General features: G+C 70.6%; 8 protein-coding genes and 2 pseudogenes. 6 read left to right on the top strand and 4 right to left on the bottom strand.

Going from position 1 to position 9,001, the window contains the following annotated elements; all coding sequences use genetic code 11:
- Positions 1–663 (bottom strand): hypothetical protein (locus ABZT03_RS29355; protein ID WP_356044765.1); only part of this gene is annotated, 663 nt, incomplete at its 3' end.
- On the opposite strand from ABZT03_RS29355, the gene ABZT03_RS29350 reads away from it, so the two are divergent.
- On the top strand, positions 556–1,743 hold the full coding sequence (locus ABZT03_RS29350) for a hypothetical protein (protein WP_356044763.1): 1,188 nt from the start codon (positions 556–558) through the stop codon (positions 1,741–1,743). The two genes, ABZT03_RS29355 and ABZT03_RS29350, sit on opposite strands and share 108 nt — an antisense overlap.
- A 341-nt stretch (positions 1,744–2,084) precedes the next feature.
- On the opposite strand, the gene ABZT03_RS29345 is transcribed toward ABZT03_RS29350, so the two are convergent.
- Entirely contained in the window at positions 2,085–2,321 is a 237-nt protein-coding gene (locus ABZT03_RS29345) for a hypothetical protein (protein ID WP_356044757.1), read from the bottom strand.
- A 320-nt stretch (positions 2,322–2,641) separates the two neighbouring features.
- Positions 2,642–3,511: an SDR family oxidoreductase gene (locus ABZT03_RS29340; protein WP_356044754.1), complete on the bottom strand. Its 870-nt coding sequence runs from the start codon at positions 3,509–3,511 to the stop codon at positions 2,642–2,644.
- A 104-nt stretch (positions 3,512–3,615) separates the two neighbouring features.
- Between ABZT03_RS29340 and ABZT03_RS29335 the strand changes: the two genes are divergently transcribed.
- Both ABZT03_RS29335 and ABZT03_RS29330 read left to right on the top strand, forming a co-directional pair.
- Positions 3,616–4,047, top strand: a complete 432-nt coding sequence (locus ABZT03_RS29335; protein ID WP_356044751.1) for an Rrf2 family transcriptional regulator — start codon at positions 3,616–3,618, stop codon at positions 4,045–4,047.
- Between the two features lie 836 nt (positions 4,048–4,883).
- Positions 4,884–6,107 (top strand): glycoside hydrolase family 3 N-terminal domain-containing protein, encoded by a 1,224-nt coding sequence (locus ABZT03_RS29330; RefSeq protein WP_356044749.1) that lies wholly within the window; start codon positions 4,884–4,886, stop codon positions 6,105–6,107.
- Positions 6,108–6,375: 268 nt separating this feature from the next.
- Here the strand turns inward: ABZT03_RS29330 and ABZT03_RS29325 are convergent.
- A pseudogene (locus tag ABZT03_RS29325) lies at positions 6,376–6,518 on the bottom strand (IS5/IS1182 family transposase); the annotation flags it as partial.
- Between the two features lie 255 nt (positions 6,519–6,773).
- Between ABZT03_RS29325 and ABZT03_RS29320 the strand changes: the two are divergent.
- From ABZT03_RS29320 to ABZT03_RS29310, 3 genes and pseudogenes are all read left to right on the top strand, one after another.
- Positions 6,774–7,589, top strand: a pseudogene (locus ABZT03_RS29320) (ABC transporter permease subunit); the annotation flags it as partial.
- Between the two features lie 348 nt (positions 7,590–7,937).
- Positions 7,938–8,726 carry a GntR family transcriptional regulator gene (locus ABZT03_RS29315; protein WP_356044746.1) on the top strand — a complete coding sequence of 263 codons (789 nt, stop codon included), beginning with the start codon at positions 7,938–7,940 and terminating at the stop codon, positions 8,724–8,726.
- Between the two features lie 33 nt (positions 8,727–8,759).
- Positions 8,760–8,987 (top strand): ferredoxin family protein, encoded by a 228-nt coding sequence (locus tag ABZT03_RS29310; RefSeq protein WP_356044744.1) that lies wholly within the window; start codon positions 8,760–8,762, stop codon positions 8,985–8,987.
- The last annotated feature ends 14 nt before the right edge of the window (positions 8,988–9,001 follow it).

The following is a 9,001-nucleotide window of genomic DNA, read 5'->3' as shown; positions in this document are numbered from 1 at the left end:
GATGTCTCCCCGGTGGTCCAGGCCGTCCCGCCCGGGGCCGCTCTGGTCGAGCTGAAGGGGGCGCTGCGCTACCACCGCCTCAGCCCCGGACGCCTCGGTGAGCGGGTGCGGGTGCGGTCGGTGGCCCTGCTGGGAGTGGACCTGCGTATCGGGATAGGCCCGAGCATCACGGTCGCGGCCACCGCCTCGGCACAGATCGACCAGCCCGGTGGCGTCCTGCTGGTGACCCCGCACGAGACCGCGGACTGGCTCGGGCCGCTCCCGGTGGAGGCCCTGCACGGCATCGGCCCACGCCAGGGCCAGATCCTCCGGGACTACGGCGTGCACTGCGTGGGACTGCTGGCCGCGATCCCCTCCGCCACCGCGCAGCGCCTCCTCGGCGGCCGCGCGGGACGCCAGGCGGCCGAGCGGGCGCGAGGCAGTGACCCCCGCCCGGTCGTCCCGCGCGAGCTCCCGCCCGCAGTCACCGTCCGCCAGCGGTTCACCGGCCGGCACGCACTCGACGGCCCCGCGGTGCGGGCCACGCTCCTGGACCTGGTCGTGCAGCTCGGCGCCCTGCTGCGCTCCCGCGACCAGGCGGCCGGAGAGCTGACACTCTCCCTGGGATTCGCGGGCGGCACGAAGTGGGAGACGACGCGGCGCCTGCCGGAGGTCTCCGCGCACGACGAGGACCTGCGCACCGTGGCCTACCGGGCGATGGACGCCGCAGGACTCCAGCGGGCACGGCTCGTGTCCATCACGCTGCGCGGCGGTCACCTGGTCGCCGGCGAGCAGGTGACCGAGCAGATCAGCCTGGACCAGGCCCGGGAGAACCGGCTACGCGTCGAGACGGTCGTCGACCGGGTGCGCGGCAAGTACGGGCACCGCGCGATCGGGCCAGCCGCGACCCTGCTTTCACCCTGCGGCGTTCCTCACGCGCCGCCTTGTTGGCGGCGCGGTCCTGGTCGCGGTCCTTGCTGCGATCGGCGAGGTTGGCGGCCTGGTTCGCGCCGCGCCGCTGCTGCCGGGCGGCCTGGCGGGAGGCGGCGCGTTCCTGGCGGCCGCGGGACCGCTCCGCCCGGGGGCTGGAAGCCGGAGAGTCCTTCCGGCGGCTGGAGGCCGGCGAATCCTTCGACTTGCCGCCGTCCCCCTTCCCTTTGCCCGACCCGGAGCCTCCAGAGCCGTTTGGGCGGCCTTTGGAGTCCCCAGATGGCTTATTGCCCTTCGGACCGCCCCTGCCTCCGCCAGCGGAACGATCAGAGCCCTTCCCGGTGCCCTTGGGGGAGTTGCCACCCCCGGAGCCGCGCCCGGAACTGCCGGACCCGTTGTTGCGGCCTGAGCCGCCGGAGCTGCCGCCGCCCCCACGCGTACCGCCCCCACCGCCGGCCTTCGAGCGGCCGCCCTTGTCGGCGCCTGTACCGGAACTGGAGGACCGCGCCGCGTCGGCCTTGCCGCGCGCCGTCGCCTTGTCGGCTTTCGCTTTCATCTGCGCGGTGTGGAGCTTCGCGTTCTGCTCCATCATTGCCGTTTCCTGGGCGGTACGGGCCTCCAAAAGCGCGGCTTTGCGCGCTATTTCAGCCTCACGGAACGGGGCTTCCCCCGCGTGCCGGTCCCGTGCCACTTCGAGCCGGTATTCCAGCCAGTCACCGAGGCGATCGGCGAGGGACCGAGGTTGCCCGTATTCCCCTTCCTCATATTCTTCGTCGTCAGAGTCCGGAACGTCAGGCATTCCCGTTTCACGCAAAGCCATTTCCGGAGAAATAGGCCCGCGTACAGCCGGGAGTTCCATTGTCGTCTCCGCCGGGGACTCCGGTGGGACGACGCTGCCCGGACCACTGTCGGGTGGTTCGGAATAGAAGAGATCCCCGCCGTCGGGAGCATCCGGCATTCCGCCGGAATCACTGCCCCTGGTGGGGAGGTTGATCACGTTGCTGTCGGTGTCGTCGGACACGCGACTCCCTCCTCCTGGGCTTGACAGTCGGCACGCGCCTCGCGTACGCGCGTGCGCGCCACGCGCGACACGCGTCACGCGCGGCACGCGTTGGGATCGCCGAAGGGCCGTCCCCGGGATCGGAGACGGCCCTTCGTGACGAGACGCGAGGTGGCTAGCCGGAGTGACGGCGGTGGACGTTCTGCAGGGCGAGCACGGCGTCACGGATGTACGCCGTGTCTCCGCCGCGGTAAGCCTGCGTGCCCCGGATATTCACAACCCGGAGCCAGGCATAGAAAGTGCCGAGTTCATTTCCGTGCTGCGCAATCAAATCCTGTTTGATTTTCCGCTCGTGTTCCGCACGGTTGAACGCCTTCCGCTCTGCCTTTGTGAGCGGGCGACCTGCACTCACGCCGACTCCTTGCGGTCCAGGTTGTAAATCGACGTGGGGCCACCATAGCCCGTATTCGGGCTCTGCGCACCCTGCTGTCCAGGGTCCGGTGCGCCCTGGAGTGACGGGTTGTTTTTACGCGCCTTGAGCTGCTCCTTTTCCTTTCGACTTTTCTTGACCTCCAAGCTTCACCGGTGAGGCCATGACCTTCTCCTTCTCCGTCTGTTTCTGCCATGCGCACGCTTGTGCGGTCGGTCATGGCGGATTGAGCATGGTCGTGCCGGCTCTTTCCAGGCCCGGGAGCTTCCAGCCCCCAGGACCTGGACGGCAGGCGGCCGGGTCTATGCCGAGAGCTCGGCCCGGTGGGCCTCCAGCACGTCGCGGAGGGAGACCGGCGCGCGGCCGGTGAGGTCCTGGACCGCGGTGCTCGGCTGGTCGAGCCAGCCTTCGCGCGAGGCGACCCCGAAGGACGCGATCCACGGGGCGACCGGCTCGGGCAGTCCGGCTGCGACAAGCCCGGCGATCAGCGCGTCGTCGTCGACCTGGACGACCTCGACCGGTGCGCCGGTGAGCGTCGTGCCGAGTGCGGCGAGGTCGGCGGCGGAGACCGCGGCGGGCCCGGTGATGTCGTAGGCCACTCCGGCGTGCCCCTCGCTCGTCAGTACGGCGGCGGCCGCCGCGGCGCAGTCCTCGCGGGCGACGTAGGCGATGGCGCCGTCCCCCGCGTTGGTCACGAGCCGGCCCGAGGCGACGGCCTGGGCGACGGTCTGGATCTGGTTCTCGGCGTAGAGGTTGTTGCGCAGGAACGTCCACGCGAGCGGGCTCGCACGCAGTGCCTCTTCGGTCTCCCGGTGCGCGTCGGCGGCGGCGGCCGGGTTGCCCTTCTCAGGGCGGTACAGCGACGTGTAGATCACGTGTTTGACGCCGGCGGCGACCGCGGCGTCGATGGCCGACCGGTGCTGCGCCACGCTCTGGCCGACCGCGTCGGTGCTGATGAGCAGCAGGCGCTCGACGCCGGCGAGCGCCACGGCCAGCCCGGCCGGATCGTTGAAATCGGCCGGCCGGACGTCGGCACCGCGGGCAGCGGCGTCGGCCAGCCCGTCCGGGCTGCGCGTGAGCAGGACGACGTCGGCGGGCGAGACCTGGTCGAACAGAAGGGCGGTGACCTGACGGCCGAGGTGGCCCGAGGCGCCGGAGACAGCGAGCTTCACTGGGTGCTCCTATTTGTAGCCAACATGAGTGCGAATATTTGTAGCCGCCTTGACTACGAATAGAACTGTAGCAGGTGCGGATGCGAATCTGAGAGAATGGCTGGATGAGCCGCCCCACCAACACCCAGTTCGCCGTCGGCGTGCACGTCCTCACGCTCCTCGCGGGCCGGCCCGACCAGCCGATGAGCTCGGACGCCACGACCGACAGCGTCAACGCCAGCCCCGTGTACGTCCGCCGGGTACTCGGCCAGCTGCGCGAGGCCGGGATCGTCATGTCCCGCTCCGGGCCGCACGGCGGCTGGACACTCGCCCGCGCCGCCGCCGACATCACGCTCGGCGACGTCTGGCGGGCGATCCAGGGAAACGATCCGGTGCTCGCCCTGCACACCCCGGCCCCCGACTGCCGCGTCGGCCGGTCGGTGCAGTCCTCGCTCGCCGACCTCGAGCGCCGCACGGCGCACGCCGTCGAAAACGAGCTGGACAGCGTGACGCTGCAAGATGTGGTCCGCGACGCGATCGCCGCGACGCGGTCCTAGCCCGGCTCGCCGTCCACCGCCGTCCAGGCCACCATCGAGACGCTCCTCGGCAACTGGCACGCCACGCTGCGGCTCTGCCAGTTCGACATCCAGCCGATGGTCAAGCTGTACGGCACTGCTTTCGGCCTGTCCGACGAGGACCTGGCCATCGCCGCCAAGCAGTACAAGGAACTGCTCGCCTCCTTCGCCGCCTGAGCGCACTCTCACGTCGAGAGCGGCCCTCGCCGATCTCGACGCAGCGGTGACGGGCCCTACCAGCCTCCGGTCGCTCTTCGCCGGATCGGCGCCGAGCGACCGGAGACCAGTATCGGCGGCGACCGTGTCGTGAAACAGCGACCGGTCGTCGCCGAGCACCGTCGGCACGGCGACTCTGGAGTCGCAGCGTGAGCACGTCCGCCGACCCGGGCTCCCTATCTCCACCCGGGCCGGTCTTCGTAGCGGATGGGCACATATCAGGAGCGTGACCTCGGCTCGGTGTGTCGGGCTCGTGAGGGCAGGGGCCAGACCCTGCGACAGGGTCCGGCCTGGACGTCAGCGAGACTCACTGCGCTTATGCGCGCTTGTCGCCCGGCGGCGGCCGACAGGTGGTACCTGAACGCGGGCGGTATCGGCTCTCCGGTTACAGCGGCTACCAGCGCCTCAGCGACGGTCCGCGCCTCTGTGCTGCCGTGCTGCCGTGCTGCCGTGCTGCCGTGCTGCCGTGCTGGGACAGACGCGCACATTCAGACGGCGCGGCGTAGCGTATGGGGCGCAGCGGACCGGCCCGCCCCGCGAGGGTCGAACAACGGCCGGCCCCGTGCGCAGCCGTCCACTTCCCCGACGATGGAGCGCCCTCCATGACAGCACGTCTTCGCCAGCTCGGAGGAGGCCGTGCGGCGGCCCTGCGTACCGGTGTCCCGCTCGTCACCATGATGCTGGCCGCACTCACCTGCGCCGAACCGGCCGCCCAGGCGCAGGCCGGACACCTGCCGCCCGCCATCGCGGCGTCTGCCCCGGCCTCCTCGGCCACCACCTGCGCCAATCGGTTCTACGACGGCATGACCCAGGCGCAGCGCATAGGCCAGCTCTTCATGGGCGGGGTGTCCGCAGCCCGTCCCAGCGCGGTCGACCTGCGCACGCTCCGCGATCACCACGTCGGCTCCGTCATGCTGACCGGGCGCAGCAGCGCCGGCACCAGGGCGACGCGCAAGCTGGTGGACGGCTTCCGCGGCCAGGCGGACACCGTCTCCGGCCGACGGGTGGGTCTCCTGGTCGCGACGGACCAGGAGGGCGGCCAGGTGCAGGTGCTGAGCGGCCCCGGCTTCTCGGTCATACCGAACGCCCTGACGCAGGGCAGCTGGTCGACGTCGACGCTGCGCAGCCGGGCCGCGGGCTGGGCGGGCCAGTTGAAGTCCGCCGGGGTCGACCTCGACCTGGCCCCCGTCGCGGACGTGGTGCCGGCGAGCCTCGGCACACGCAACGCGCCCATCGGGCGCTACTACCGCGAATACGGCCACACGCCCGACACCGTCGCCTCGCACAGCGGAGCGTTCGCCTCCGGGTTCAAGCAGGCACGTGTGATGACCACGCTCAAGCATTTCCCCGGACTGGGCCGGGTGATCGGCAACACCGACACCACCGCGAACGTCGTGGACTCGGTGACGTCCGCCACCAGCACCTACCTCACGCCCTTCCGGTCCGGCATCAAGGCCGGTTCGCCGTTCGTGATGGTCTCCTCGGCCACCTACACCAAGATCGACGCACACCACATCGCGGCGTTCTCACCCACGGTCATCCGCAAGCTGCTGCGCACCCAGCTCGGCTTCAAGGGCGTGGTCATCTCCGACGACCTCGGACAGGCCGTCGCTCTACGGTCCTTTACGCCGGCCCAGCGAGCGGTCGACTTCCTCGCCGCGGGCGGCAATCTGATCCTCACTGTGAAGCCGTCCACCGTGCCCGCTATGGCGCACGCCGTCAGCGCCCGGATGCAGAGGGACTCCGCATTCCGCGCCGACGTCGCCGACAGCGTGCACCGGATCCTCATGGCGAAGGCCGGCGCCGGACTGCTCAGCTGCGGCTGAGCAGCCGGACAGCGGCCGGGACGGCGTTCGTCACGCGAGATCACACGGACACCTACTCCGCGCTCCGCAGTCCGGGCGGTGGGAAGAAGCGGCTTCGCGGGTCGGCACGTGGCGTCCAGTGCTCCCGCCGCGCCGCCAGTCGGCCATGGCCCACTGCAGCCAGTGCGGTACCGCTTGGTCCCCGTCTCGGAGTCCTTTTCAAATGTCACGCCCAGATCAGGAGCGATGCGACGGTGAGGGCTGCCTGGAAGGACGCGATACCGCGTCACTGCTTCCGGCGGTAAAGCACCGTTCCACTACGTGGCGACCTTTGTAGAGCTGCCTGTCGAAGGTCGGCGGGCGTCCTCCTCGGCTGCCGCGTCCGAGCCGGTTACGGACCTGGTCGGCCCGCTCGGGGATGGTGTGGCCGATGTTGTGCCGTCGCAGCCAACCGCATCGCCGGCAGCCGCTGGGCGGTGGAGGAATGCGGTCGCCGAACTGTCCGTCGAGATCACCGAGGAACTGCGTGGCGAGATCCGACGCCAGGGCCAGCACTGACGCTGGCGCCGACACCGAGAAGGACGCCTCCCGGCAGCGGCAGACACAGGACGCTCACAGTCAGGCGGGGCTGGAAGCACGCGCGCGGGGAGGCGCTCGAGCTGGCCGCGCGCTTCGACGAGCGCAACGGCAGACCTCGACGCCCTGGATACGGTGCAGGCCGGCCGTACGCCGCTGCGCGAGACTCCGATACGCAAGGTCCTGCCCCCCGTCACCGCCCTGGCAATGGTGCCGGTCGTCTGGCACCTGCTGATGTGAGCGAACTCGCCCCCGACTACGAGCGGTCCGCCCTCTCCGACGTCTGGGGCGAGGCGCGCGATGCCTGGGTTCAGGGCACTCTGCTCGACTACATCCGGACCAGCGTCTCGTGTGGTCTGCTCGGCTTCGTGCTGGCGCTCGCCATCGGCACGCCGCTCGGTCTGCTGGTCGCCCGGGTGGCGTTCGTCCGGGCGGCCATCGGCCCCGTCCTGTCCGGCCTGCAGTCGCTGCCGTCCGTGGCCTGAGTGCCGCCTGCGGTGGTCTGGTTGGGCCTGAGCGACTCGATGACGTACGTCGTGACCCTGTTCGGCGCGGTCCCGTCCATCGCCAACGGCCGTCGCGGACATGGACTCAGATCCCGCCGCTGTTCCTGCGGGCCGGCCGGACGATGGGCGCGACCGGCCTGCGCGGGGCCTGGCACATCGTGATGCCCGGGCGCTGCCCGGCTGTCCGGCGGGACTCGGGCAGGGCTGGGCGTTCTCCTGGTGGTCCCGGACGGCCGCCGAGATCATCGCCTCCTCGCCCGCCCTGGGCGTCGGTCTGGGCCAGTTGCCGGAGAACGGGCGACACCACTCCAGCATGCCGCGGGTGTTCCTGGCCCTCTTCCTGATCCTGCTCGTCGGTACTGCCATCGACCTGCTGATCTTCAGCCCGCTGGAGCGGTGGGTGCTGCGCAGCCGCGCTCTGCCGGCCACCCTCTGGGCGAACGAAGCCGATCGAGAAGGGGCGCGCGCCCGATCCCGTCAGCCATCGAGGCACCACCCCCGGCACCGGCCCGCGCAGGCATCATCGCCTCACAGCGGAGCCTGATGGTGAGCAGGTGGGCCCCGACCACCTGGGGCGCGTGCGGAGAGTCAGCTTCGGCAACTCTCGCGCTGAGCGCGTCGCCGGTTCGCGTGGACCGTAGACCCGCAGCTGGCAGATCTTCCCGTCAGCCCGACACAACACCAGGTCAGCGGGACATCTGGTGATGTGCCAGGTGGCGCAACACTCCGGCAACACCGCTTTCCCTACCGGATGGGTATGGTCCGCAACATGTCTTCCACCGACCGCATCCGAGACCACGCCGGCCAGGGCGCGACCACCGTCGCCGCCCACCGTGCGCGGCGTCGGCTGCGTGCGGACCGGGCACGCCAGCTCGCCGACCTGCTCCGCCACCAACTCCTGGCCGGGCAGTTCCCGGACGGCGCGCTTCCTCACGAGACGACCCTCGCCACGGACTACAGCGCCTCCCGCAACACCGTGCGCGAGGCCCTCGACCTTCTTCGCGCCGAGGGCCTGGTCGAACGCCTCCCCGGCGTCGGCACGGTCGTCGTGGCCCAGAAGTACCCCCACGGACTCGACCGGCTGTTGGGCCTCGCGGAAACGCTGCGCGAACACGGCCACGTCACCAACGAGATCCGCACCATGGGCCCCGTCCCCGCCCCGTCCCCGGTGGCCGACCGCCTGTACCTCCCACCCGGTACCGACGTCCTCTACGTCGAGCGTCTGCGCCGGCTGAACGGTCTGCCCCTGTCCCTCGACCTCACCTACATTCCCCTCGACATCGGCACCGCCCTGCTCGGCGAGGACCTGGAGAACACCGACATCTTCCGGCTCCTGGAATCCCTCACAGGCCAGCGTCTCGGCCACGCCGAGATCAGTCTGGAGGCGGTGAACGCGGACACTCACTCCGCCGCCGTGCTGCAGGCACCGCGTGGTGCGGCCGTCCTGATGCTGGAACGCCTCACATACCTGGCCGACGGCCGACCCGTCGACCTGGAGTTCATCCGCTTCCGCGGCGACCGCATCTCGATGAGCGGTCTGCTGCGCCGGTCCCTGTAAACACCCCGCTCGCGCACATTTCTGGAGACAGCCATGCCCTTGGTGCCCCAGCGGGCCGACGTGCCCGTGACCATCGACCAGTCGAAGTGCATCGACGGCTGCACGCTCTGCGTGGACATGTGCCCGCTGGACTCCCTCGCCATCGACGAGAGCAGCGGCAAGGCCTACATGCACGTCGACGAGTGCTGGTACTGCGGCCCGTGCGCGGCCCGCTGCCCCACCGGAGCCGTCACGGTCAACATGCCCTACCTGCTCCGGTGAAAGGCCGATCTCCC

The sequence above is a fragment of the Streptomyces sp. NPDC005574 genome, from assembly GCF_040605435.1.
Lineage (GTDB): Bacteria > Actinomycetota > Actinomycetes > Streptomycetales > Streptomycetaceae > Streptomyces.
This window is presented reverse-complemented; position numbering and strand designations above follow the sequence as displayed.

Coding starts and splice junctions, on each gene's coding strand:
- ABZT03_RS29310 (WP_356044744.1), top strand. CDS start 8,760: ATGCCCTTGGTGCCCCAGCGGGCCGACGTGCCCGTGACCATCGACCAG.
- ABZT03_RS29330 (WP_356044749.1), top strand. CDS start 4,884: ATGACAGCACGTCTTCGCCAGCTCGGAGGAGGCCGTGCGGCGGCCCTG.
- ABZT03_RS29335 (WP_356044751.1), top strand. CDS start 3,616: ATGAGCCGCCCCACCAACACCCAGTTCGCCGTCGGCGTGCACGTCCTC.
- ABZT03_RS29315 (WP_356044746.1), top strand. CDS start 7,938: ATGTCTTCCACCGACCGCATCCGAGACCACGCCGGCCAGGGCGCGACC.